At 52.8% G+C, this 25935-nt stretch carries 23 protein-coding genes; 12 read left to right on the forward strand and 11 right to left on the reverse strand.

What is annotated here, in order from left to right:
- Positions 1-6: 6 nt before the first annotated feature.
- Positions 7-996, reverse strand: a complete 990-nt coding sequence (locus WBJ47_RS08045; RefSeq protein WP_422245610.1) for a GSU2403 family nucleotidyltransferase fold protein — start codon at positions 994-996, stop codon at positions 7-9.
- A 166-nt stretch (positions 997-1162) separates the two neighbouring features.
- Between WBJ47_RS08045 and WBJ47_RS08050 the strand changes: the two genes are divergently transcribed.
- Positions 1163-1621: a MerR family transcriptional regulator gene (locus tag WBJ47_RS08050; RefSeq protein WP_422245608.1), complete on the forward strand. Its 459-nt coding sequence runs from the start codon at positions 1163-1165 to the stop codon at positions 1619-1621.
- Between the two features lie 32 nt (positions 1622-1653).
- Entirely contained in the window at positions 1654-3921 is a 2268-nt protein-coding gene (locus WBJ47_RS08055) for a VIT and vWA domain-containing protein (RefSeq protein WP_422245606.1), read from the forward strand.
- 179 nt (positions 3922-4100) lie between these two features.
- Here the strand turns inward: WBJ47_RS08055 and WBJ47_RS08060 are convergent, their stop codons facing one another.
- Positions 4101-4559 carry a hypothetical protein gene (locus WBJ47_RS08060; RefSeq protein ID WP_422245605.1) on the reverse strand — a complete coding sequence of 153 codons (459 nt, stop codon included), beginning with the start codon at positions 4557-4559 and terminating at the stop codon, positions 4101-4103.
- Between the two features lie 203 nt (positions 4560-4762).
- Between WBJ47_RS08060 and WBJ47_RS08065 the strand changes: the two genes are divergently transcribed.
- Genes WBJ47_RS08065 through WBJ47_RS08095 form a run of 7 tightly spaced genes read left to right on the forward strand, consistent with a single transcriptional unit; the run spans position 4763 to position 12544 of the window.
- Entirely contained in the window at positions 4763-6418 is a 1656-nt protein-coding gene (locus WBJ47_RS08065) for an ABC transporter substrate-binding protein (protein WP_422245603.1), read from the forward strand.
- Positions 6415-7416 (forward strand): ABC transporter ATP-binding protein, encoded by a 1002-nt coding sequence (locus tag WBJ47_RS08070; protein WP_422245602.1) that lies wholly within the window; start codon positions 6415-6417, stop codon positions 7414-7416. The genes WBJ47_RS08065 and WBJ47_RS08070 overlap by 4 nt, the downstream gene beginning before the upstream one ends.
- Entirely contained in the window at positions 7413-8474 is a 1062-nt protein-coding gene (locus WBJ47_RS08075) for an ABC transporter ATP-binding protein (protein ID WP_422245601.1), read from the forward strand. The genes WBJ47_RS08070 and WBJ47_RS08075 overlap by 4 nt, the downstream gene beginning before the upstream one ends.
- Positions 8474-9391 carry an ABC transporter permease gene (locus WBJ47_RS08080; protein ID WP_422245599.1) on the forward strand — a complete coding sequence of 306 codons (918 nt, stop codon included), beginning with the start codon at positions 8474-8476 and terminating at the stop codon, positions 9389-9391. The genes WBJ47_RS08075 and WBJ47_RS08080 overlap by 1 nt, the downstream gene beginning before the upstream one ends.
- 9 nt (positions 9392-9400) lie before the next feature.
- The gene (locus WBJ47_RS08085) at positions 9401-10312 is read left to right on the forward strand and encodes an ABC transporter permease (RefSeq protein WP_422245597.1); all 912 of its coding nucleotides are present in this window, start codon (positions 9401-9403) and stop codon (positions 10310-10312) included.
- Positions 10313-10334: 22 nt separating this feature from the next.
- Complete coding sequence (gene pehA / locus WBJ47_RS08090; protein ID WP_422245595.1) at positions 10335-11879, forward strand: phosphoric/sulfuric ester hydrolase PehA; 1545 nt, start codon at positions 10335-10337, stop codon at positions 11877-11879.
- The gene (locus tag WBJ47_RS08095) at positions 11876-12544 is read left to right on the forward strand and encodes an HAD family hydrolase (RefSeq protein WP_422245593.1); all 669 of its coding nucleotides are present in this window, start codon (positions 11876-11878) and stop codon (positions 12542-12544) included. The genes pehA and WBJ47_RS08095 overlap by 4 nt, the downstream gene beginning before the upstream one ends.
- Positions 12545-12574: 30 nt before the next feature.
- Here WBJ47_RS08095 and WBJ47_RS08100 read toward each other — a convergent pair whose 3' ends face one another.
- The 8 genes from WBJ47_RS08100 to WBJ47_RS08135 all read right to left on the reverse strand — a co-directional run bounded on the left by WBJ47_RS08100 (position 12575) and on the right by WBJ47_RS08135 (position 20310).
- Entirely contained in the window at positions 12575-13399 is an 825-nt protein-coding gene (locus WBJ47_RS08100) for a phosphodiesterase (protein WP_422245592.1), read from the reverse strand.
- 2 nt (positions 13400-13401) lie between these two features.
- Complete coding sequence (locus WBJ47_RS08105; RefSeq protein WP_424585343.1) at positions 13402-14451, reverse strand: ABC transporter ATP-binding protein; 1050 nt, start codon at positions 14449-14451, stop codon at positions 13402-13404.
- Positions 14441-15229: an ABC transporter permease gene (locus tag WBJ47_RS08110; protein ID WP_422244236.1), complete on the reverse strand. Its 789-nt coding sequence runs from the start codon at positions 15227-15229 to the stop codon at positions 14441-14443. Before WBJ47_RS08110 ends, WBJ47_RS08105 begins: the two co-directional genes overlap by 11 nt.
- Before the next feature lie 19 nt (positions 15230-15248).
- Positions 15249-16064 carry an ABC transporter permease gene (locus WBJ47_RS08115; RefSeq protein WP_422244235.1) on the reverse strand — a complete coding sequence of 272 codons (816 nt, stop codon included), beginning with the start codon at positions 16062-16064 and terminating at the stop codon, positions 15249-15251.
- Between the two features lie 2 nt (positions 16065-16066).
- Entirely contained in the window at positions 16067-17086 is a 1020-nt protein-coding gene (locus WBJ47_RS08120; protein ID WP_422244234.1) for an ABC transporter substrate-binding protein, read from the reverse strand.
- 60 nt (positions 17087-17146) lie between these two features.
- Positions 17147-18127: a Bug family tripartite tricarboxylate transporter substrate binding protein gene (locus tag WBJ47_RS08125; protein WP_422244233.1), complete on the reverse strand. Its 981-nt coding sequence runs from the start codon at positions 18125-18127 to the stop codon at positions 17147-17149.
- A 146-nt stretch (positions 18128-18273) separates the two neighbouring features.
- Positions 18274-18894 (reverse strand): histone H1-like repetitive region-containing protein, encoded by a 621-nt coding sequence (locus WBJ47_RS08130; protein WP_422244232.1) that lies wholly within the window; start codon positions 18892-18894, stop codon positions 18274-18276.
- Between the two features lie 90 nt (positions 18895-18984).
- Positions 18985-20310, reverse strand: a complete 1326-nt coding sequence (locus WBJ47_RS08135) for a sugar porter family MFS transporter (RefSeq protein WP_422244231.1) — start codon at positions 20308-20310, stop codon at positions 18985-18987.
- Between the two features lie 35 nt (positions 20311-20345).
- On the opposite strand from WBJ47_RS08135, the gene WBJ47_RS08140 reads away from it, so the two are divergent.
- From WBJ47_RS08140 to WBJ47_RS08150, 3 genes are read left to right on the forward strand one after another with little or no spacing between them, the layout of a single operon-like run.
- Positions 20346-21683, forward strand: coding sequence for a DegT/DnrJ/EryC1/StrS family aminotransferase (locus WBJ47_RS08140; protein ID WP_422244230.1), 1338 nt, complete (start codon positions 20346-20348; stop codon positions 21681-21683).
- Positions 21680-23377, forward strand: a complete 1698-nt coding sequence (locus tag WBJ47_RS08145) for a sugar porter family MFS transporter (RefSeq protein WP_422244229.1) — start codon at positions 21680-21682, stop codon at positions 23375-23377. The genes WBJ47_RS08140 and WBJ47_RS08145 overlap by 4 nt, the downstream gene beginning before the upstream one ends.
- Entirely contained in the window at positions 23374-25041 is a 1668-nt protein-coding gene (locus WBJ47_RS08150) for a GMC oxidoreductase (protein ID WP_422244228.1), read from the forward strand. Before WBJ47_RS08145 ends, WBJ47_RS08150 begins: the two co-directional genes overlap by 4 nt.
- Here WBJ47_RS08150 and WBJ47_RS08155 read toward each other — a convergent pair.
- Positions 25027-25920 carry a polysaccharide deacetylase family protein gene (locus tag WBJ47_RS08155; protein WP_422244227.1) on the reverse strand — a complete coding sequence of 298 codons (894 nt, stop codon included), beginning with the start codon at positions 25918-25920 and terminating at the stop codon, positions 25027-25029. The genes WBJ47_RS08150 and WBJ47_RS08155 overlap by 15 nt on opposite strands.
- Positions 25921-25935: the final 15 nt, after the last annotated feature.

Genomic DNA, 25935 nt, shown 5'->3' on the forward strand with positions numbered 1-25935 from the left:
TTTTTCTCAAGCAATCAGCAACGGCATCATCTTCCTCACATCGCCGTGTAAGGATGTCAACGCATGTTCAAAAGACAAATGAGACATTTGTTCTTTTACGAGGGAAGCAACCGCTTGTGCCTGATCTAGATCGCGAGGCTTTTTAAGTGCCTCGCGCGTTGGCAGACTCGATAACCATGCTTTGTGCAAAGCGAACGCACGTGGATCGGGTACGCGCATGGGCACAGGCCAACCGTCTTCATCAATAGCGATCACATCAAGCTTGGGTGAGTTTAATAGCCACTGTAATCCTGGGACTTCTGCCGCCACGAGATCTGCTTCAGAAAACGTGATGGTTTGATTGTTTAGCATACCGCTTGGTGCAGTGACGAGGTCCACCATAAACTGACCTGCGTTTGCCGCGCGCAAACCATTTTCTCTTACACGCTCAAAGGTTCGATCTGCCTTTTTTAACAGGCCAAGCAAACCATTTCCATCTAGTTTTTCAGACACAACGACTAGTTTTTTTCGCGCATCATAGAGCAAATCCACATCACCTGAGGCGAGTAGTTCAAGTAAAAAATGCGCCCCTCCTGCGGCCTCGTAGGCATACAAAGCCTGTGTGCCAATCACCATAAATTCATCATGTAGGCCCGAGCGATCCAACTCTCGCAACACGCGAGCCACAACGCGCGGCACACGATTCAGTCTTAAGGCTTTATTTAACCTGGCCTGCTCGTCAATTTTTTCCGTAATGAGGCGAAGCCGTTCTTGAGCCGCCTCCCGTCCTGCTGTGAAAGCGGCCAACAAGGCTTCTGTTTTCTCGGATCGCGGTCCGAGAGACTTACCGTTACCGTGCCGATCCCGATCTCTGAAGAGATATTCCGTGTTTCGCACTGTTTTCCAGCGCATGCCATAGGTATAAGACGACGCATGACCGAGCGCTGAGCGATAGTTTTCATAGAGTTGCTCGGAGTTAACCTGGTGCAGTCGTTGCTGATTTGAGAGCGGCTTCATAATGTTTCCGGCAAAAAGTCATTTTTAATCATTATGCCGGAAACATAGCTACATTTTCCATTTTGTTTCCGGCAAAAACAAAATTTTTATGATTTTGCCGGAAACATTTCACAATTAATTTTATTTAAACAGTTATTTATGACAGTTATAGTGTTAATATAAACACATGAACACTGTCAAAACGACCTCCTTTGCTGCCGACGACTCTCCGAGTCAGTCTTTTTCCCTCGACGAGCTCTGTGCCCTCACGGACTTGAGCAAGCGAACGGTGCGCTACTACGTCCAGCTTGGGCTGGTGAGCCGCCCGGAGGGGGAAACCCGTGCCGCGAAATACGCCCTTCAGCATCTTGAACAGCTTCTGCTCATCAAAAAATGGACAGCCGCCGGGGTCTCGCTCGATCGTATCCGCGAGCTGCTCCAAGGCGGTCCCGCCCCCGTGCCCGACCGAGGTCGTCGCCCGGGTTCTCTGGAGGTATGCAGCCACCTGCACATTACCGAAGGCATTGAATTGGTGATCGAACCGACCCGCGCAGGCCTCAGTCCCGAGCAACTGCGCAGCTTTGTACGCAGCGTGATGCAGGCCTACGAGGCGGTTCAGGCGCTGCAAAGCCCACCTAATACCTAATCACAACGAAAAATAACCAATAGGACATTGCCATGATTGGAACTTTAGAGCTGGACGACTCTTTGCACGCAACACTGCGGTCTGACTCCGGTGAGCCCTTGGTGCTGCAACACGTTGCCATCACAGGTGATTTACGGGGTGCGATTTTTGATGCGCATGTACGTCAAACATTTATCAATCCCTCAGCGGAGCATCTTGAGGCGATCTATAGCTTTCCGCTGCCCTGGGGTGCGCAATTGCTTGGGGTGGAGGTCAAGCTCAACGAGCAGCTGCTGCACGGCTCGGTCGTGGAAAAGTCCGAGGCCCAGGAAGGCTATGAGCGCACGCTGGCGGAGGGAGACGCAGCCATCTTGCTCGAGCGGGGCGAGGACGGCAACTACGTGCTAAACCTAGGCAACCTCGCCCCCGGCGAACGTTGCGTGATCGACCTGCATTACGGTCAGCTCTTGCAGTTCGAACAAGGCGGTCTGCGTCTCAAAATCCCCACCGTGATCGCGCCGCGCTATGGTGATTTGATCCAAGATGGAGGACTCCAGCCGCATCAAGTTCCGGAAACGGATCTTCTAAGCGAGTATGGCTTTGACTTGAGCTTGACGCTGCATGGCGCTCTGGCGCAGGCACGGGTGGGCTCACCCAGTCATCCTATCAGTGTGTCGCACGAGCAAACCAGCGAGGCAAGTGGCGAGGCCGTGACTGTCACCTTGGGTCGCGATAGCTATTTAGATCGGGACTTTGTCTTGGTCATGGATCAGTTACAACATTGCTCGCTCGCCACAGTGGCGCATGACTATGTCAAGCCGGAACAATACGTGGTGACAGCCAGTTTCTGCCCCACGTTCAAGGCCACCAACGCACTCGGTCAGCCTGTCTCGCCCAAGCCGCTCAGTCTCAAGATCTTGGTCGACTGCTCGGGCTCAATGGCGGACGACAGTATCCAAGCCGCGCGTCGGGCGCTACACGCCATGGTGGCTCGCCTGGGAAAAGAAGATACTTTTTCTCTCTCCAAGTTCGGTGATACGGTCGAACACCGTTCACGCGCACCTTGGCCCGTGACCGAAGCCACGCAACTCTCCGCCCAGCGTTGGATCGGTAGCCTCAATGGCGATATGGGGGGCACCGAACTCGAGCCTGCCCTCACCTCTACGCTCGCCCTGTCAAGCAAAGACGAAGGCGCTGTCATGTTGATTACCGACGGTCACGTCAGCGCCGTTGAAGCCATCATCAAGCGCGCAAAAAGTTCCAAGCAGCGCATTTTTGTCATTGGTATCGGCAGTAGCGCCTCGGAAGGTCTGCTCAGACGCCTCGCCATTGCAACCAAAGGTGCTTGTGATTTTGTCGCGCCTGGCGAAGCTGTCGAGCCCGCAATTTTGCGAATGTTCAATCGCATGCGCACACCCAATGTCACTGATGTCACGATCGAATGGCCCGAAGGCATCGAGCCACGCGACATCACCGCGCTCGATTCAGCCGCCTTTGAAGGTGATACCTTACATGTCAGCGCATGGTTTGAAAGCGCCCCCACTGGAACTGTCACACTCAAAGCGCGCCTTGCGGGTGACACCCGCCCACAGATTCTGGGTCAAGTAGAACTCAAGGCCGAAGCAGCAGCGCTTTCAAGCACCACGCTCTCGCGCCTCGCGGCTGCCAAACGTCTCTCCGAGGATCTTGCGCACGCGATCCACTCCAAAATAGCGCTCGACTATCAATTGGTCAGCCAGTACACCAGCTTTCTGTTGATCCACCAACGCGAAGAACAAGAACGCGCGCTCGATATGCCACGTCTGCACAAAATCAAACAGATGTTGCCAGCGGGATATGGAGGCAGCTCACAAGTGCTCATGATGTCGTGCTCAATGGTCTCATATACAGACCACGCGGATCTCGGCACTCCAAGTCTGTTACGCAACCCTCGTCAAAGTACAGATTCGGCTCTCGCTGAAGATCTTTCAGAGTTATCAGAAAATTACTCGATCCCAGCATTCCTCAGACGTGGCCTGGACGACACCCAATCCTCTTATCACGATGGCGAGATCATCAAGCTCAACCGCACACGAATCTGGAGCCGCATTGATAGCAACGGCAAACGTGAGCGCGCGATCATTAACAAAAGCCCGACAGGTGTGGGAGTTCGCGTCTGGTACTTTAATGACCTCGACCAAATCTATAGTTTTGTGGATTACAGCTTTAAACACGTCGCTGAGGGGGTACTGCTGTCGCTGGGCTTTGTGAAAATGCCCAAACAGCTGAGCGAGCTGTCGCCCTGGGCGCGTATAAAGTTGACGTGGAAAGCTAGAGAATAGATGTGTCGCATCGCGCATTTCCCGCGCGAAAGGCGCGAACCTCACATTGACAAGAACTTGCCATAAAGTAAAATGCACGGGAGTTCAAAGTTTAAATATTTTGGATCTATCGAGGTTTCGGCCGCTGAACCCGCGTAGCGAATCAGCGGCCTTTTTATTTCATAAATGATACGGGCTGATTAATCTGATAAATAATCACTCCGAGACCACTTTGGTGATGATCTTATCTTGCTAATACTGTTATCTGCTTGGTAGCAGGTTACAAAGTTAGCTTTTAAAGATCCGTCAAGTTTCTTCCACAAAGAAACAACCACAACAAATTGCTCATAAACAACAGCGACTCTTCTTACTGGGTCGTGGCGACGAGCATTCTTAATCCATCCTTGATACAAATCTGCATGGGGATGCGCCAAGGTATATTTGATCCAGTCAATACGCTGAGCACGCACAATTGAAAAAACGTCTTTTCTTCCATCGCGCGCAGAGCTTTCATAAAACATATGTCCAAACTTATCAATATGAAAATAGACTCTGATTTCGTCAAATGTATATATACGGCCGCGACAATACACTCGCTGGTAATGTTTTAAGTACTCATCGACTGAGGCATATTTCACCAGAGGGGGTAAACACATCACTCCCAGCCCTGCATGCAATATTTACAAATATCTAACTTCTGTTTATGTAATGCGGAATTTTTCATTCCATCATGATGGAATGGCACTCGTTAAACTTCTATTCGGAAATATGCGTGTCAGTCACACAATATTCATCTAACGGTAACCCAACGTTCATCTAGCTCCCCTAGAGTGGATTCCAGTGCTCTCAACTGGAATCCACTATGACCATCCCCTTCTCCCGTTTAGCCAAATACCTGACGCTGGCGTTTGCCGGTGTCACGATGACTACACAGCTTGCGTACGCGCAAACTCCTGCAACTGACAATCGTCCTGTTGTGCGTGTCGCCGTCCAACAGATCTCCAACAGCGGTGCCCTTGATCCGCTGCGTGAGCAAAGCAACGTCGGTACGCGCGTGCTGCCGATGATTTATGCAGGTCTCATCGAGCTCGACACCACCGGCGACTTAAAACCCAAGGCCGGCATCGCCGAATCGTGGAAGCGCATCGACGATCGTACGCTTGAGTTCAAACTGCGCCCAGGCGTCAAGTTTCACAACGGTGATCCTGTTACGGTCGAAGACATCGCCTTTAGCTTTAGTCCACAGCGTATGTTTGGCAATACTCAGCCCAACACTGGTGCGACTACAGCCAAGCCTGCTGCCGCCAATGATGCGACCTTTGCCACAGGCCCCACGCCGCCTGCCGAAGTCGTCGCCGTCGCACGCAATATCTGGCCTTCGCTAATTGGTGTCGAAATTGTCGATGACAAAACAGTCCGCTTGGTCAATGCCTTGCCCGACGTCACGCTCGAAGGTCGTCTGGCCCGTCTGGGATCGGAGATCATTTCCAAAAAGGCCTACTTAGCGGCTAAAGACTGGAACACTTGGGCACAAAACCCTGTGAGTGCCGGTCCCTTTAAGGTCAAAGAGCTCAAGCAGGATCAGTCTCTGGTGTTGGTTGCCAATGATGACTATTTTGCTGGCAAGCCCAACGTGCGCGAGATTCGCTACACCGTTGTGCCTGAGGTGTCCTCACGTATCAACGGTCTGATCTCGGGCCAGTATGACTTTGTGACCGATATCCCACCCGATCAATTCAAACTGATTCAGAACAATCCAAAGTTTGAAATCACCGGCGGTCCGGTTCTGAATCACCGCTTGGTGGTGTTTGATAAAACAAACGCGATCTTGGCGAACCCTAAGATTCGCCAAGCGATGACACACGCGATTGACCGTAAGGCCATCGTTGACGCGCTCTGGGCAGGCAAAACCTCCATCCCCGCTGGTTTGCAGTGGGAATACTACGGAGACATGTACATCAAGGACTGGGAAGTCCCCAAGTACGACCCCGCGCTGGCTAAAAAGCTGTTGAAAGAAGCCGGCTACAAAGGCGAGCCGATTCCTTTTCGCACCATGAACAACTACTACACCAATCAGACACAGACCGATCAGATCATGCTCGAAATGTGGAAAGCGGTGGGTTTGAATGTGCAGATGCAGATGGCTGAAAACTGGTCGCAGATTTTTGAAAAGGGGCCAACACGTGGTGTACGCGGCTGGTCCAATTCAGCGCCCTTTAGTGATCCGGTCAGTTCGATGGTCAACCAGCACGGACCCAAGGGTCAGCAGCAGCGCATGGGCGAGTGGAGCAACGACGAGTTCAACAAGCTCTCCGATGTGCTGATGACTTCTGTCAATCCTCAGGAGCGTCGGGAAACGTTTGCCCGTATGTTGGTGATCGCCGAGCGTGAAGATCCAGCCTACACGGTCTTGCATCGTACGGCGGTGTTTTACGCCAAGCGCAAGGACTTTGAGTGGAAACCTTCGCAGACGTTCTTGATGGACTTCCGCGCTGACAACCTTCAGCCACCAAAATGAACCTCGATCGTCATCCGGTGAAAAAGCAAGCACCCGAGACGCTTTTGAGCGTCAAGGGACTGACCGTGGCCTTCGCCAGCGACACCGACGTGCGCAGAGTTGTGCACAGCGTGGACCTCGACATCAAAAAGGGGACCGCGCTCGGTATCGTGGGCGAGTCGGGTTGCGGCAAAAGTGTGACGTGGATGGCAATGCTGGGTTTATTAGGTCCAAAAGCTCGAGTCTCGGGGAGTGCCAAGCTCTCCGGACAGGAGCTGATCGGAATGGACGACCGTGGGCTCTCAAAGATCCGGGGCGGCAAAATCGCCATGATTTTTCAGGATCCTGCGTCTTGTCTCAATCCCGTTCACAAAATTGAAAAGCAATTGGCAGAGAGTCTGGCGCTGCACCGGGGCCTGTTTGGTGCCCAGGCGCGTCAGGTTTCTCTGGATTTACTGGATCGGGTGCAGATGCCCAATGCGACACAACGCTTGAGCGCCTACCCGCATGAATTATCCGGTGGCATGAATCAGCGCGTCATGATCGCGATGGCCTTGGCGGGCGAGCCTGACTTATTGGTCGCCGATGAGCCGACCACGGCCCTTGATGCCACGGTACAGGCACAAATTTTGGATTTACTGAATCAACTGCGCAAAGACTCCGATATGGCGCTGGTACTGATTTCTCATGATCTGGGTGTCATCGCCGAGGCCAGCGAGCGCGTTGCCGTCATGTATGGCGGCAGGATTGTCGAACTCTTGCCCACGGATGATTTATTTACGCGGGGCAATCACCCCTATACCAACGGACTCTTGGCGGCCATGCCCTCGATCGAGTCCGAACACACCTTGCTCAAGGCGATTCCGGGCCAGGTCCCCACCGCGGGGACGGCTTTTAAGGGTTGCAGCTTTGCGCCACGCTGCGAGTTCACCCGTGACGACTGTCACAGCATCCTGCCCGCGCTACGCAGGGTGCATGCCGAACATCGTGTGGCGTGTCACGTGGAGAGAGCAGCATGACGATCCTACTCAAGGCAACGCAGGTCAGCCGCAACTTTAACGTCAAAGCCTCTAAAACCTGGTTTGCCAAACCGCGTATTTTGCGTGCGGTGAACCAGATCTCACTGGAGCTCAAGACCGGTCAAACGCTGGGGCTGGTCGGTGAATCCGGCTGTGGCAAGTCCACGCTTGCCCGCATGCTGATTGGTTTACTCCCCGCGTCGAGTGGTGAGATCACCTTTGCAGGACAGCCGATTCAGGCCAAGCGCAATGCCCATTGGCGCGCGCAACGTCGAGACATGCAGATGGTGTATCAAGATCCTCTCGCTGCGCTGGATCGCCGCCTCAAGATTATCGATCAAGTCCAAGAGCCTTTGGTCATTCAAAACATCGGCGATCGCGCGGCGCAATTGGCAGCGACCCGCGAGGCGCTTGACTCAGTGGGTATTGGCGAGGACCTCTATGGTCGCTACCCGCACGAACTCTCGGGTGGTCAACGTCAGCGCGTCGTGATGGCGCGCGCACTCGTCCTTAAGCCTCAGCTGCTGGTCTGTGACGAGCCCGTCTCCGCATTGGACCTTTCGATTCAGGCGCAGGTCATTAATTTGTTATCTGCATTACAAAAAAGTCGCAACCTCGCGATGCTGTTTATCAGTCATGACTTGCGGGTCGTACGTCACATCTGTGATGACGTTGCCGTCATGTATCTCGGCAAAATCATCGAGCAAGGCCCTGCGGAAAAGATTTTGTCGCAACCGGCCCATCCCTACACCGCCGCGCTAATTTCTGCGGTGTCACATCCAAATGGGGGAAAGGGAGAAAGCGGAGAAAAAGCGCCACGCAAACGGATTTTGCTGACAGGCGAACCCCCCAATCCGATTGATGTACCTACTGGCTGCGCCTTTCATCCACGCTGCCCAAGTGTGATGGCACGTTGCAAAACAGAAACGCCTGCCAAAACCATGCTCCAAGGCAGACACTCGGTCGCCTGTCATCTCCACAAGGGAACGGCTCCGCTGGTCTATGTTCCTTTGACAAATGAAACCTTACTGGCCACCCCTAATCGAGCCGCTGCCTGATGAACTATTTACTGACACGCAGTGCCCGCTCTGGTCTGACCGTTTTGTTAGTGGTCACCTTTACCTTTTTTATCCTACGAATGTCCGGCGATCCGGCGATGATGATTCTGTCTGCCGATGCACCGCCCGAGGCCATCGAAGCATTTCGCCAGAGCTGGGGACTCGACGCGCCACTCTCTCATCAGTACTTTGGCTACCTCGGTAATATCCTGGCAGGTAATTTTGGCGTATCGATGCGCAATGGTGCTTCGGCCATGTCACTGGTCCTCGAAGCCATTCCCGCCACTCTCGCGATCACCCTGCCCGCCTTTGTGTTGAAACTTTTGCTCGGTATACCGGCAGGCGTGTTTGCGGCGTTTCACCGCAACACCTGGGTCGACCGCTTGATCATGAGTTTTTCCGTCGCAGGCCATTCGATGCCGAGCTTTGTGCTGGGGGTCTTACTGGTCCTGATTTTCGCCGTGTCCTTGGGCTGGTTGCCTAGCGGGGGCTATGCCTCTTGGGGACATGCGATTTTGCCTATCATTACGCTATCGATTGGTGGTGCGGCGGTGCTGGCTCGCTACACCCGCTCCGCGATGCTCGAGGTGCTGGGTCAGCCTTATATTCGAGCGGCTTCAGCCAAAGGTCTCAGTTGGCGCCTTGTCGTCATCCGTCATGCCTTACCCAATGCGGCAGCGCCAATTTTGACCATCACTGGCTTGATGCTGGGTGCGCTGATCGCAGGCGCGGTGGTAGTCGAAAGCGTGTTCTCTTGGCCTGGAGTGGGACGTCTGATCGTCTCGGCTGTCGCCAATCGTGACCTCGCTGTCGTTCAGGCCGCCTTGCTGTTAGTGACCTTTAGCATGGTGGGTGCCAATTTATTGGTCGATGCGCTCAACGTCATGATCGACCCCAAGATCCGGTCTTCTAAATAGGCGCCTCGCATGAACACTATCACCACAAAAAAAACTGAAGCGCCTACGACCACCCTATCGACTTTCGCTTTAAAACTTTCCTCCCTGCGCGACAATCTAGTGCGCTGTCCGGCCATCGTTTTAATCGGTTGGATCTGGCTCGCCGTGATGCTCTTTGTCGCCCTCTTTGCCGAAGTCCTGACACCTTATGCCTATACAGCGCTCGACTTATCGGCACGCCTGCAGCCGCCTGTAGGCTTTGGGGGGCTGCCCAATCATTTGTTAGGGACCGACGAGCTGGGTCGGGACGTGATGTCGCGGCTGGTGACTTCGATCCAGATGAGCTTGCTGATTGCCTTTGCCAGCACCTTGATTTCCGCAGCGATTGGCTTGACACTGGGCTTTCTGGCGGCGCGCTTTAGAGGCTGGATCGAGCAAGCCGTCATGGTGGCGATTGATTTCCAGGCCTCGATCCCTTTTATGATTATCGCCCTCGCGGTGTTAGCCTTCTTTGGCAACACGCTGGTGCTGTTTATCTGTCTAATGGGCTGCCACGGCTGGGAGCGCACCGCCCGCATCACGCGCAACCTCACCGTCGCCGCAGTCGAGCAAGGCTATGCCAATGCCGTGCAGGCCCTCGGCGCAAGCACCTGGCGAATTTACTTTCGTCACATCTTGCCCAACATCGCCAGCACCTTGATCGTCAGCATGACACTGACCTTTCCAGAAGTGATTTTGCTCGAATCCGGTTTGTCCTTTTTAGGCCTGGGTGTCCAAGCGCCACTGACCAGCCTCGGCAACATGGTGGGCTATGGACGCGAATACCTGCAATCCGCCCCCTGGATCCTGCTGGCACCGGCCACGATCATCGTCCTCACCACACTTTCAATTTCCCTAGTCGGCGATTGGGTCCGCGACAAACTCGACCCCACGCTGCAATAAACACTTTTTTGGAACTGAACTCATGACACGCGCTAGAAAGAACGTACTGATGATTGTGGTGGACCAGTGGCGAGGCGATACCCTCGGCAAGCTCGGTCACCCGGTCGTCAAAACACCCAACATCGACGCCCTCGCCAACGAAGGCGTGACGTTTGCCAAGCACTACACCCAAGCCGTACCTTGCGGTCCAGGTCGAGCCTCAATGCTGACCGGCCTCTACATGATGACGCACCGCGCGGTGCAAAACACCATCCCACTGGACGCACGGCACACCAATATCGCCTTCGAAGTCCGCAAAGCTGGCTACGAGCCTGCCCTCGTCGGCTACACCACTACCACTCCCGACCCGCGCGAAACGGCTCACCAGGATCCACGCTTTAAAGTCCTAGGGGCCGACATGGAAGGCTGGAAGCCCGTGGGTTCCTGGGGCTTGAAAATGGAAGCCTACTTTGCCTGGGTCAAGGCGCAAGGTTATCCCGTCCCCAAGATCCCTACCAATATCTGGCTCCCACAAGGTCAAGACGAAGACGACATCGGTGCCACTGCCAAGCCGAGCTCGGTCCCGGCTCACCTCTCGGACACCTCTTTCTTTACCGACCGCGCACTTGAGTACCTCAAAGGTACGGAAAACAAACCTTGGTTTCTCCACCTTGGTTACTACCGTCCACACCCGCCTTTTATTGCGCCAGAGCCCTACAACGCCATGTACAAGCCCGAGGACTGCCCCGCTCCGATTCGTGCAGAATCAGTGGATGCCGAAGCCTCACAACACCCCATGCTAGAGTTTTATCTCAAGTCGATTGAACGCAAAAAGTTTTTTGAGCATGGCCAGGGCATGGGTGCAGACATGAGCGAGCAAGAAGTCTTGCAGATGCGTGCGACCTACTACGGCTTGATGTCTGAGGTCGACGATCATGTCGGTCGCGTCTGTGACTACCTCAAGCAATCCGGTCAGTGGGACAACACCTTGGTGATCCTGACGAGCGATCATGGTGAACAGCTCGGCGACCATCATCTGCTGGGCAAGCTCGGCTATTTTGACCAGAGCTTTCATATTCCCATGATCGTGCGTGATCCAAGCGAAAGCGCTAATCTCACCCGCGGCAAGATCGTGCGTGAGTTCACCGAAACCGTCGACACCATGCCCACCATCCTCGAGTGGCTAGGCCTGCCCGTGCCACGCACGTGCGACGGAGAGTCGCTGCTGCCCTTTGTCCACCACGCCGAAGCACCGGCTGACTGGCGCACCGAGGTGCACTACGAATTCGACTTTAGAAATATTTTTTATTCCAAACCAGAGGATTATTTGGGCCTCGGCATGGATGAATGCTCGTTATCCGTGATCCAAAATGATCGCTACAAATACGTGCACTTTGCGGCCTTGCCACCCTTGTTCTTTGATCTGGAAAATGATCCGGGTCAACTGCATAATCTCGCCAACAATCCTGCGTATGCCGGACAAATGCTAGACATGGCACAGAAAATGCTGAATTGGCGACTCAAACATGCGGACAGAACTCTCACAGGTTATGCAGCGACTCCTGAAGGCTTGGTATCTAGACTATGAATCATCTCGCCCCACTTTTATTGACAAAAGATGCCATCGTGTTTGATCTCGATGGCACACTCCTGCACACCGAGCCAGATATTCGCATGGCGATCAATGCTGCGTTGGCTGAATACGGGCATCGAACCATCGACCCCAGCCTTGAACTCCCCAATTTACATGGGCCTTCACGAGAGTTGATCGGGAGCGCCGTCGCCCTTGTCGACTTTCCACAAGAAGACTTAGATACATTAATTCCGCACTTTCAACGCCATTACAAACAACAGGCTCACGCCCATTCACATCTCTACCCAGGTGTAAGGGAATTACTGGAGCACCTGCGGGACCGAGACTACAAACTTGCGATTTGTACCAATAAAGTTGAAGTCAATGCGCGTCATGCCTTACAAAAAACAGGCATCATCGATTTTTTCCAAGTCATTACCGGGTCAGATACAACAGCCTTTCCAAAGCCCCATCCCCTGCCCTTGTCGCACACGCTCAAGGAACTAGATGTCGTGCACGAAAAAGCAGTGCTGATTGGGGATACCCATGTCGATGGACGCTGTGCGGCACGTTGCAACGTCGACTTTATCTTGCACCAAAATGGCTATGGCAGGCCCCACGAAGCCGAGATTCGGATCGCGGGGCAGTTCAAAACATATGGCGGCGTGTTTGCTGAGTGAGTGATCGCGTGCAATATCAAAATGGCAAGCTCAGTCGATCAGCTTGCCATTTTCACGAAAGGGATACGGACCATCATAAGGACCCACAAAGGCGAGGTGCGTGACCAAGCCTTCAGGTGGCGACCAACCAAAAACTCGATAGGCAGGCGGCTCTAACATCCAAGTCGATTCCGCTTCTTGTGTCAGATTTAGTGTGACTTGATGGGCCGGCGATGGGGTAGTACTGGCAATCGTTCCAGCAAAACGCACATCAATGGCACGATGCAAGTGGCCGCAAATAACACGCTCGACATTGGGATGACGACTAATGATTTCTTTGAGACGTGGCACACCACCTTGCATACCAATTTTGTCCATATGGCCAATCATGGTCGTAAACGGCGGATGATGCATCGCGACGATGACAGGTTTACCACTATTTTTTGAAAGCTTGTGCTCTAGCCAATCCAGCCGCTCATCACACAGCATTCCCCCGCTCTCGCCCGGAATGCATGTATCCAGGGTCAGCAAAGTCAAAGGTCCGATTTCCACTTCATACTGGATAAAACCTGCTGTGCCTAAATACGTATGTTCAGGAAACGCCGCACGCAATCCCTCACGTGCATCATGATTACCTGGCATCAAATACACGGGTATATCCAGAGGCGCGATCAACTCCGCCAAATGTTGATACTCCAGCTCACGACCAAAATCCGTCAAATCACCGGTCATGACCACCGCCAAGGGCTTTTGCTTTAAAGCCATGACAGACCGAACGGCATGACGCAAATATGGCGCAGTGTCTAACTTGCCGTAGGCCAAGCGGCCAGGCTCTCGAATGTGGGTATCGGATAACTGGACAAAAGAAATAGTCATACTTAAGACTCCTTGGCACGCATAAAAGAAGCAGGCGAAAATGCAACAGATACCGTATCGCCCTGTTGAAAAAGTGCATCGCGTGAGACATCGACGATCAGTGGATCCTGCTCCTCCATGCGCACACGAAGCTGAATGTGGTCTCCCCGAAAACTACGCTGCTCAATCACGCCTGTTACATAATCGGGGCGTGGATAGTCAATCACAATATCCTCAGGCCGCACTAACAGCTCTTGACCGAGATGACTCGGCACACGAAAAATCGATGTTCCGAGCACGAGGACGCCCTCTTGGGTATGCGCAATATCGCGGCGCAAAATATTGACCCGACCTAAAAAATTCGCCACAAAGGCATGCGTGGGCTGTCGATATAGCGTCTCGGGGTCACCCACCTGAATGATCTCTCCCGCGCGCATCACGGCCATGCGATCTGCAATCGCCATGGCCTCTTGCTGATCATGCGTCACATAAACCGCAGTGATGCCCAAGCGACGCAATAACTCTGCCAACTCATCGCGCAGCGCATCTTTCAATTTGCTGTCGAGCGCAGTCAGCGGTTCGTCCAGCAGCAAAACTCTGGGCCCCGCCGCGACGGCACGTGCGAGTGCGACACGCTGCTTTTGTCCGCCTGAAAGCTCGGCAGGACGCTTGTGCTCCAGACCACCGAGTCGAACTAGGTCAATCAGCTCACCGACTGTTTTTTGACGAGTGCTCGCGTCGACACCCCTGACTTTTAAACCATATTCAATATTCCGTTGTACGGACATATGAGGAAACAAGGCGTAATGTTGAAACACCATCCCCACTCGACGCTGCTCAATGGGACGAGCGGTCACATCCTGATCTCCAAACAATATCTGGCCACCAGCGTCTGTCATTTCCAGTCCAGCCAAAATGCGCAGCAGAGTTGTTTTGCCACAACCTGAGGGTCCAAGCAGCGCCATAATCTCGCCAGGCTCTACCTTTAAGTTCGTGGACTTTAAACCTTGCGTACCATCCGGGTAGGTCTTCGCGCACGCCAACGCAGTCAAAGCAATTTGTTCAAGTTCCATAGCGTTTTTGTGTAAGATTGGCGACAATATTGAGCAGCCACAACAGTGGCAAGACCACAATAAAAAACATCAAGGTATAGGCAGAACCGATCTCAATACGCATGGAGGCGTAACTGTCTGCCAAGCCAACGGGCAGCGTGCGGGTCAACGGTGTGTGCAACAGCCAAGTCAAATTAAATTCGCCGATGGAAAGCGTAAATACCATCAAACCACCCGCGACAATAGAGGGCAACACAACAGGAACGAGCACGGTCAGGAAACGCATCACAAAACCTGCTCCTAAAGATCGGGCCGCCTCTTCGATGGAGGCGATCTCGGCTCGCTGAAAGGCCGCACTCACAGTGCGCACCATGAAGGGCAAAGTAAATACCATATGTCCGACTAAGATAAATACATAACTTTGACGAAAATCACGCCACTCACCATAGGTCAAGATCAACGCCAACCCAGTCGCCAGACCCGGCACAGCCACTGGTAACGTCAGTATTTCCTCAAAGCTTCGCGCCCACCGACCACGTGCGCGCGCCAAGGCATAGGCGCAAGGCACGCCAATCAAGGCGTTACCAATCACACAACTCGTCGCAATCAGGATCGAAGCCGTGACCGTGGATCCATACTGACTGAAGACATGGACAACCCATTCCAGCGTCAAGCCACCCGAGAGGCCGCGACTATATTGTTGAAGAAATGCTGCGGTGATAGATATCACCATCGGACTGATCATAAAAATCAGCACAATTATCGTCAGAGTCGCCAAAACAGGCGAACGGGTCTTCATGGCAGAACACAAACCCTATTCATAGCGCGACTCGCCCGCCCGTCCAACGCCCCATCAAAAACAATGACAGCCACGTTAACAAGCCAAGGGATAAGGACAGTGATGCTGCCAGGGGAAAGTTCGCGTAATTGGTAAATTCGTTATAGATCGTAATGGGGAGGACTTCAAATTTGCTGGCAAGTGTAAAAGCTGTACCAAAGGCCCCCATTGAGGTGGCAAAGACAATTGCCGCACAGGCTGCAGTCGTGGGCAACAATTGTGGTAACCAAGCGTCCCACAGCACTTGAAAACGATTTGCACCCAGCGAACGAGCGGCTTCTTCTATCGAGCGATCCATGCTTTGCGCAGCGGCGGTGTAGCTCGCGATGACTCTGGGTAAGGAGAAATACAAATACGCTAAAAACAAACCAGTCAAACCGTAGGCAAAGGTCACACGCCCTAAACCGAGGCTTTCAAATAAATCTGCGACAGCACCCTGACGACCTCCCAATAAAATAATAAAAAATCCCACCACCACGCCTGGAAAAGACAGTGGCAAAGTCAATAGTGAGAGAAGAAATCGTCTGCCCATAACCTTGGGTTTCGCGAGGTACAACCCAACTGCCAAACCCAATATAAGCGTAGCAGCCGTCACGACCAAAGACAACAGAAGGGTATTGATCAGGCTCGTCGCATAGCGCGGATCCGTCAGAATCGCGAAATATGTTTCCCAGCCTTTAGCCGCCGGCAACGCGATCAAACGCGTAACCGGCAACAACCAAAAGGCGACGAAAAATATCGCAACGGGCATCAGACACACAGTAAGTATGCGCTGTGCAGCTGAGCCCGAAGACATGATTAACGTACTTGTTTCAGGTAAGAATCAGAAAATGCTTTCTGAACGCTCGCCATTTTGGCGTAATCCACCGCGACCGCACGCTTGTACTCGGCTTCTGGCAAAAATCTCGATTGTGCTTCGGCAGACATGGCCGAAGGACGTACCGGGCGCAAGAATGCATTGGCCCACAATGCCTGCCCCGCATCGGACAACACGAAATCTAAGACCTTTTTGCCATTTTCTGCGTTAGGTCCTTTATTGACCAAGCTCATGACATAAGGAACGACCACAGTGCCCTCTTTTGGAATAACAATGTTGGCTTTGTCTTTGTACTTGGCACGATAAGCGTTAAAGTCGTAATCGAGCAAAATTGCAATTTCACCAGACAAGACTCGCGCATACGATGTTTGCTTGGGAACAATCGGTTCGTTCTTTTGTAAAGCTTTAAAATAATCGATCCCTGGACCAAAGTTTTCTAAATTACCACCCATGGCCTGGTTAATAGCCACTGCACCGACATAGCCCACAAATGCAGAGGCTGGATCCAGATAGCCAATCAAACCTTTGTATTCAGGCTTGAGCAAATCAGCCCATGACTGTGGCACAGGTTTGCCTTTAAGAGCATCCTTGTTGACCATGAAACCAAGCGTACCGGAGTGAATCGTGACCCAGTTGCCGGCCGGATCTTTCAAGGCCTCAGGCACTTGCTCCCAACCGGCGGGACGATATGCGGTCACCACGCCGTCTTTAGCGGCCTGAATACCAAACGTCACTCCCAGGTATGTCACATCAGCAACTGGGCTATTTTTTTCAGCAATCAGCTGAGAAAGTGACTGACCAGAGTTTTTGTTGTCGGGAGGCACTGTAATGCCAGTTTTTTCTTTAATCGCCTTGATCTGTGTGCCCCAGTCCGCCCACTCTGGTGGGCAGTTGTAGCAAATGGCGGTCTGGGCAGTTGCCACAACGCTCGAAAGGCCAGTTGCCGCAAAGGCGACAGCCGCCAAAGCATGACGTAAAGTTAAGAATCGCGTGTTCAGCATTAAATTCCTCTTTCGTTGAGTAAAAATTGGGGATTAATGGCGACTGTCGAGAGAAAAAACTCAATCCACACGCACGTTGGCGCGCTGTATGACCTCGGCCCAACGGGCTCGATCAGCCGCAATAAGCGACACAAATTCAGGATTCGTGTTGAAACGGGCTTCAGCACCGCTTTTAATGAAAGAGTTTTGAAGCGTTTGATCACTCAACGCGCGAGCGGTTGCTTTTTCTAAAAGTTGAATCGTTGAAGCCGACACGCCTTTGGGCGCCATCAAGCCATACCAGGACTCCACCACAAAATCCTTAACTCCGGCTTGAAGCATCGTTGGAACCTCAGGCAATAAGATGCTTCGCTCATTACTTGTAATCGCGAGCGCCTTTAACTTTCCAGCTTGAACTTGAGCTAGCGCAAGCGGCATGTTGACAAAAGCAAAGTCAATTTGACAGCCCAATAGGTCAGTGACTGCCTGGGTAGCGCTCTTGTAGGGAATATGAACGGCGTGAAAGTCCCCCTGCATTTTCAGCAACTCACCCGAAAGATGATTAGAGGTCCCGTTACCAAAGGAGGCATAGGAGAGTTTAAAGGTCGAGCGCTTCGCGACTTCAATCAACTCTTGCAAACTTTTAACCTGAAGCTTTGGCCCGATGACGAGCAAATTAGGGACAGCGGCAATCAGGGAGATAGGAATAAAGTCTTCTTTTGCATCAAAGGGCAAAGTAGGAAACAAGACTGGATTGATTGCGTGCGTGCCTGTTGTGGCAACAAGAAGCGTGTAACCATCCGGCTTGGACTTTGCGACAGCATCTGAGCCAATATTACCGCCCGCACCGACTCGATTTTCGACTACAAAACTCTGCTTGAGATCACTACTAAATTTTTCGGCCAAGACGCGAGTCAGTATGTCAACGCCCCCCCCTGCAGCGAAGGGAACCACTAACTTGACTGGACGATCAGGGTAGTCTTGGCTGAAGGCCAAGCTCGAGAAAAGGATACTACTCAGCGCGAGAGTCAGGTATTTTGAAAAAGAAGTCATCCAACGCATGCTCACACCAAATCTTTATAGAAGTGAGAGCATATTGAGCGTTCATCATGACAAAACTGTGCGACTTTGATGGCATTTTGATGACATTAAAAAACTAGCCTAGGCATGAGCATATTTAAAAGAATCCATGCCCAGGGTGATATTGATTACTTTTTAGGACGACCGGCGCTGAGTTTTGTCAGGGCAGCACGTGCCTTGTCCAACTGAACAACCGTAAGGTTTTTCAACATCCCAACGCCAATACGGAGCAACTCACTCTTTTTAAGCTCCATTCCGGCTTTCAATGCTGCTTTTTTAATATCTTGCAACACTTGGTATTCATTGCCTGGCATCGTAAAGCTGTCACGAACAAGCTTGACCTTTTTAGCTTTTGGCTCAGGCTTAACTACAACAGGTGCTGGTTTAGCCGCAGTTGCAACGAGAGATTTTTTAGTCGTCGCTTTTTTGGCAACGGGTTTCTTGGCTGTCACGTTCTTGGCAGCGGGTTTCTTGGCCACTGCTTTCTTTGCGACTGCTTTTTTAGCGACTACTTTCTTGGCGACAGCTTTTTTTGCGACTGCTTTCTTAGCAACCGGTTTCTTGGCGACAGCTTTCTTTACAACCGCTTTCTTTGCTGTGGCTTTCTTGGCAACCGCTTTTTTAGCGGGTGATTTTTTAGCAGGCGCTTTTTTTGCGGGCGCTACGACTGCGACCACTACCTCTGTAGGTGCTACTGAATCAGCAATCACTGCAGGCACATTCACTGGATCTTTGACATCAATTTCCATGAGTCACTCCTTTTTCGTTAAAAATAGAACAATCAATTTATATGATTTATATCATTTATGCAATTAATTTATACTATTTTTTCAAATAAATTATTCGCCCAGTCTTCGTAATGCCTGGCCGCGCATCACGTTGTTTTCAATTTTTTCTAAAGACACGCGTCGCGTCTCCGGCACATACAACACACTGATCACCAAAGAAAGCACACAAACGATCATAAAAAATGTCATCGACCATGTGAGCCCGAGTTGTTCGATCGCAGAGAGAAAGGTAAAGGCGATGAGTGCGTTAAACAACCAACTGACCGAAGATGCGACAGCAATACCAGTCTCGCGAATCGCGGTGGGAAACAACTCCGACATCATCACGTAGGGCAAAGGTCCGAGGCTGACGGCAAACGCCATGATAAAAAGACTTAAGCCCAGCAAGCCTACCCATCCGGACCATGCTTGCAAATCACTCCAATACGCTCCCTCTTGCAAGATGATCGAAGCGGCAATCACCATGACCATCCCTATCGCCATCGCACCCGAACCCCAGATCAATAAAGCCCGGCGCCCTGCACTATCGACCAGACGCAGCGCCACGAGTGTTGAAAGAAAATTGACTAGACCCAAACCAAACGTTGCGGCAAGTGATGCTGTTCCTGGCGCAAAACCGAGAGTTTGAAAAATATGCGGAGCGTAATAAATAATCCCATCGATGCCACTGAGGTTTTGCAAAACAAACAAGCCGCCACAAAGTGCGAGCACAGCGAAGATAGAGTTTTTTGTTAGAGGTTCGATGCGGTCCGTACCGGGTTGAATGGCAACTTGAATTGGTGGAGGACTTTCAACATACTTTTCGCGCGTTGTCAGCCAAGTCTGACTTTCCGGCAAGGTCACTAACAACACTCCCGCAACAAGCGCGGGCACTAAACCGATCGCCAAAATACTTTGCCATGACCAGGTGTCAATGAACAGCAATGCAACGGTGTAGGCGAGCAAAATTCCACCTGTGATTGCCAACTGAAACAAGGACACCACTGCGCCTCGTTGCGCGGCAGGTGTGGACTCGGCCGCATACATCGGCACCACCACAGAAGACAATCCAACAGAGAGACCCAGCACGATTCTGATGAGCAATAAAGACGAATAACTAGTCGCAAACAACAAGGCTGCATAGCCCATCAATGCTAGTGTTATCGCGATCCACATAGTAGGTTTGCGTCCCAGTTTTAATGACAAAGGACTAGCAAATATCGCCCCAAAAAAACTTGCCACAATAAGTGTAGACACGAGCCACTCTTGACCGCTAGCATCCAAAGCAAATGTCATAGAGAGCCTCTGTAAAACACCTGCGATAGACGAAATGCCAAAGCCAAATAACAGGCCAAAGCAGAGCACTAGGCAAGCGATACGAGTAGTTTGTGTCAGCATTTTTTGAATGTAATGCAGAAACGTGTGGAGACAATATGAAATCAGAAAACAAACCCACAAAAAAATCTAGTGAGACAGCCGCTTTGTTAGCGATCGAAGGTGGCGTGCCGGTCCGCACCACACCCTTGCCCTGGGAGTTTCCGGGCGCGAGTTTCATCGGCGAAGAAGAGCTCGAACTCGTGACCAGTGTGGTGAGAGCGCACAGTCCGTTTCGTTTTTATGGACCGCAGGCACAACATATGGTTGATATGCTCGAGCACGAATGGTGCGTGGCTTTTGGTCATAAGCATGCGCTCGGTGTTGCCTCGGGTACGGCAGCCCTGACAATTGCGATCTCCGCACTCAACCTCGGACCAGGCGACGAGGTCTTGGTCCCTGGCTATATGTGGGTGAGTTGTGTATCTGCGGTCGTGCGCGCGGGAGCGATTCCGAGACTCGTCGATATTGATGACACCTTTTGTATGTCGCCGGCGGACTTGAAAGCCAAGATCACACCGAGAACGCGTGCCGTGTTGTGCGTCCACATGAGTGGCGCGCCTGGACACATCAAAGAGATCGCCGCACTCTGCAAGAAAAAAGGTCTGTTCCTGATTGAGGACTGTGCACAAGCCGCCGGGGCGAGGGTGGACGGCACACCGGTTGGACGGTTTGGAGATATTGCGACCTTTAGCTTTCAGCTCAATAAAAACATGACCTCCGGCGAAGGTGGCATGGTGGTCTGCCAGGATGAGTCACTCTTTCGTCGCATCGTCGCCCTCCATGACTTAGGCTACCCTCGCACCGCTACCGGTCGTCTCGATACCTCCAGCGAAAAAGATCAACTCTGGGGCATGGGTGCGCGTATGGCTGAATTACCAGGGGCGCTTGCGCTTGCACAGTTACGCAAGCTGCCTGCAATCACAGGTGCGATGCGCAAGGCCAAATGGACGATTCGCAACGCGTTGGCTCAAACACCCGGCCTCACGTTTAGAAACATTGTTGATCCAGCAGGCGATACAGGTCCATTTTTATTGATGTTACTGCCCGATGCCCACAAAGCACGTCGCTTTATTGACGCCTTGCGTGCAGAGGGTATCGCAGGTCCACCAGGCAGCCTAGCTTGTCTGACCCTCAGCGAATGGGGCATGCACTGGTATAGCAATATTCCGAGTCTCGTGCATAAACGCTCCAATAGCCGCGATGGTTTTCCATGGACACATCCGGACAATGCCTTTGCACTGGATTACGACTTTGGCAAGGGCGCGTTGCCAGTGTGTGATGAGTATCAGGATCGTGGTGCCCTACTGACCATTGCCTCGACATTGACCATCGAAGACGTGTTGGACATCATCGCAGCCGTTCGTAAAGTCGCCCGTGTTGTGTTGGCCTCATGATTTACTTTGTCGCCCTGATTGTTGGTTTGGCAGGCTTGTTGTTTGGCTTTGATGAGGGTGTCATCGCCGGAGCCCTGCAGGCATTGCGGGCACAGTTCGATCTTTCGGCTTTTGACGAAGGTTTGATGACGTCGGCCGTGCCGCTCGGTGCCCTATTTGGTGCGCTAGTAGGTGGCCCCTTGTCTGGTCGTATCGGTCGGCGCGGCGCACTACTGGCTGCCGCCTCGCTTTTTACCGTGGGTGCGCTGCTTGCAGGACTTGCGACCGAAGTCTGGATGCTGACTGCCTGTCGTTTAGGTTTAGGGTTCGCAGTTGGTGTCGCGGCCATGGTGGCGCCGCTCTATATCTCAGAGATCGCGCCTGCCAACCGTCGTGGCATGTTGGTATCGGTGTATCAGCTGGCGATTACCCTGGGGATTTTGTCGGCCTACCTGGTGAACTATGCGTTTGACGATCGCTGGCGCACCATGTTCATGCTGGGAGCCGTACCTGGCATCGCGCTCTTGCTCGGCATGTGGATGCTGACTGACACCCCACGTTGGTATCTCATGCAAGGACGTGAGGCTGAAGCAGCAGATGCACTACGTCGCTTGCATCAAGGCAGCGACGCCGAGCTACCTCTTATTCGCGCCTCTTTGGCGGAGCAAACAACACCTGCGTCTTGGTCAGAGCTGTTATCACCCGTCATCCGCCCTGCATTCATCGTCGGCATCGGCTTATTTTTCTTGCAACAACTCAGCGGTATCAATGCGGTCATTTACTATGCACCAACGGTTTTTCAAGAAGCTGGCTTTGATTTAGGCTCCACGCAGTTGATGGCCACCATCGGCGTGGGTGTCGTCAATGTGTTGATGACTTTGGTCGGCATGGCCTTGATTGATCGCATCGGTCGGCGCAAACTGTTGTATCTTGGATTTCTGGGCACGTCTCTCAGCCTAAGCTTAATCGCGATCGGCGCGGCGACCGGCTCGAAATCTTTAGATATTTTGGCTGTCCTCGGCCTGATCGGCTATATCGCCTCTTTTGCCGCCAGTATCGGTCCTCTCCCCTGGGTCATGATGGCCGAAGTATTTCCCGCCAGAGTGCGTGGTCTGGCCATGAGTGTGACGACGCTCAGCAACTGGGCGTTCAACTTCCTAGTGGTATTCTCCTTTCCGCTCTTGGTGTCGACCTTTGGCCTGGGAGCGGTGTTCGGACTATATGCCTTGGTCTGTGCAGCCGGTTTGGTGTTTACCTGGCGCTATGTTCCTGAGACTAACGGGGTGACACTCGAGGTCATTGAACAATATTTGCTTTCTGGAAAACCCCTCCACACACTCAGGCCGACCCCGCACATTCAAATACACACAGACAAGCCGGAGATATCCTTGCAGGTCAGCATTGAGCTGATGACCAGTGTGCTTAGGCTCTCACCCTACGCGTCTTCGCTGATGCCAGAATATGCACATCTCGGTCAAGTCGCGCATCAAAACCAACAAATCAACACCGCACTCAGAGAGCTGCACGCCAGACTCCTCATGGAAAATGGGACATGGAATGCTAGCCCCTTAAGCCTGCATGCACTCGGACCGCAACGCGAGGTGTTGATGACATTTATCGAACACCTTCGTTTCGCTTCGAGCGGGTTTTTAGCCTCGGTGGGAGAAGGCCCCGCCGATCACGTAGCGCGACGAATAGACAGAGAACGCCAATGAATCAGCTGAGCTTTGATTGTGACGTTTGTATCGTAGGCACAGGCGCGGGTGGCGGCATCCTCGCTCATCATCTCGCGAAAGCAGGTCTCAACGTGATCTCCCTGGAACAAGGGCCTGCGCTTCCGGACGGGCAATTTAAAACCATCACGCCCCCGGGACTCGGTTCAAACTATGGCGTCTCACCCACCACCGTCTGGCCCAGCGATCCGCACGACAGTCTCTTTATTCACCCCTTGTTTGCACGTCCCGACGAGGGTTCGACCGCCTTACCCAAAGACGGCTTTCGACATTTTCAGGTACTGGCCGTCAATGGCCTGCAAAATCTCTGGAATGGCGTGAGTGTCCGCTTTTCCGCAGAAGACCTTGGAGACTGGCCGGTCACAGCACGCGACTTATCGCGCCATTACAGTGCGGTAGAAAAACTCATTACCGTTTGCGGGACCAAAGAAGGACTCGAGGCTTTGCCCGATGGCGAGTTTATCGAACCCAAGCCCCTGAGGCGTGCCGATCATCTCGTGATCAACGCAGTCAAGTCCTTGGGCGAACCACATTCGCATGCCATCCCCAATCGGAAAGCCATCAACACTCGCGCCAACACCCCGACTTCCTGCGTATCGATTGGTGTCTGTACTTCAGGGTGTCCAGTCGGCGCCGTGTACAAGTTCTCCACACGCTTATTGCCGGAAATCAAGGGCCTACCCAACTATCACTTGATCCCCAATGCCAAGGTCGTCAAACTCTTGCGCTACGGTGACTCAAACAGTATCGAAGCCGTGCAATACCTCGATACCCGGACAGGCGCCCACCGAACTATCAAAGCGAGAAAATTTGTCTTGGCGACCGGTGCTGTCGAAACGCCCCGCATTTTGTTTAACTCCGCTGATGCAAAAGCCCCGAGCGGGATGGGCAATATTTTTGGACAGCTTGGTCAAGGCTTGCAAGACAATCCCAAGGTGGTGCTCTCTACCTCCCTCATGAAATTATGGGGGAACGGACCCGAGCCTGACATCGGCTACGGCGATTTGCTAATTCTGCTCTCGCGCGGCAAGACCTCCGACGGCCAGACTTTTCCTTTCATTGGTCACGCCATACACGGGATTCCGGACTATCCCTATTATCTGGAGCAGATGCCCAAGCTACCTGCCAAGATGAAAGAGTATCTGGCACGCAAACTCTTTCACAGCTATGTGACGCTGGGTTTGTTTTGTGCCGGCGAACGAATCGCCACCAACCGCGTGCGCCCGGCCGATAGTGTGGATCGCTATGGCGTGCGCCAAGTCGCGATCGACTTCACCATCCCTGAACGCGCCCGCTTGCAAATGGATGCGATGATGATCTGGGGTCGTCGTATTCTGCGTCGCGCTTCAAGCACCCTCGTCTACACCAGCCGTGACAACAGCGGCACCGGTATCCACTATGCCGGCACCACAGCCCTCTCAGACAAACCCGAGCACGGCGTGGTCGATGAGAATCTCAAGGTATATGGTTACGACAATCTCTACATTTGCGATGGCGGCGTGATCCCGACGCTTCCAGATAAACACCTCACGCTCACGATTATGGCGTTGGCGCATCGGCTAGGGGAAAGATTGAGCGCACGACTAAAAGAGCGCATAGTAGAGCGCTCTGCGGAACGTGCAGTCGCAGATTTACATCAACTCTGACATCCAATGGCGCGCAATCTCGGTCCGCGTCGCGATCCAGATCCGTGGATCACTTTTGATAAACCGCAAAATATCGCGCAATGCTTTGATGCGTCCGGGACGACCGACAATCCTGAGGTGCAAACCAATGGTCAGCATGGATTTCGACTCCCAACGCTCACCCTCCTCCAGCAATCGTTGGACCGTCTCAATGACATAGTTTGAAAAGTCCTTGGCCTGCACAAATGCAGGGGACTCTCCGAAAAACCGCATGTCATTGGTATCAAACTGGTAGGGCAATATAAGTGTCCGCCCCTGTTCACCCGTCTCCCAATACGGCAACTCGTCGTTATAGGCATCGCTGTCATACAACAGACCGAGCTTCGCAGCGAGTGCGCGTGTGTGTAATGTCGGTGTGGATTTGCAATGCCAACCCGAAGGGCGCTGACCCGTTGCGGCCTCGATCGCCTCGAGCGTCCGAAGCATCATCGCCTCTTCGTCACGAGGTGACATGCCCGCAGGAGATTGCCATAACCAGCCATGGGCGCACAGATCATGTCCTCGACCGACTGCGTCTTTTAGCAGCTCAGGCGTACGTTCTGCGGCACGACCACACGCGTTCAGCGTGACCTTGACACCCGCCTCGTCGAGCTCGCGCATGACGCGCCAATACCCCAAGCGCGAACCGAACTCGAAATGTGACTCTCGGCAAAGATCGGGTTGAGAGACGACCTTACTCGTGACCTCGTGCATGGGCTCATTCGAAGAATCGCCATCCGCGAGACTGAGCTCGGCGCCCTCTTCGATGTTCACCACGAGATTGATCGCCACGGTAGCGCCGCCTGGCCATTTTGGATCGGGGCGTTGATCTCTGTAGCCATATAAATCTCTGCGGTCCATCTCAAACTCCCGATT

It is taken from the genome of Zwartia sp., assembly GCF_049655405.1.
Taxonomy (GTDB): Bacteria; Pseudomonadota; Gammaproteobacteria; order Burkholderiales; family Burkholderiaceae_B; genus Zwartia.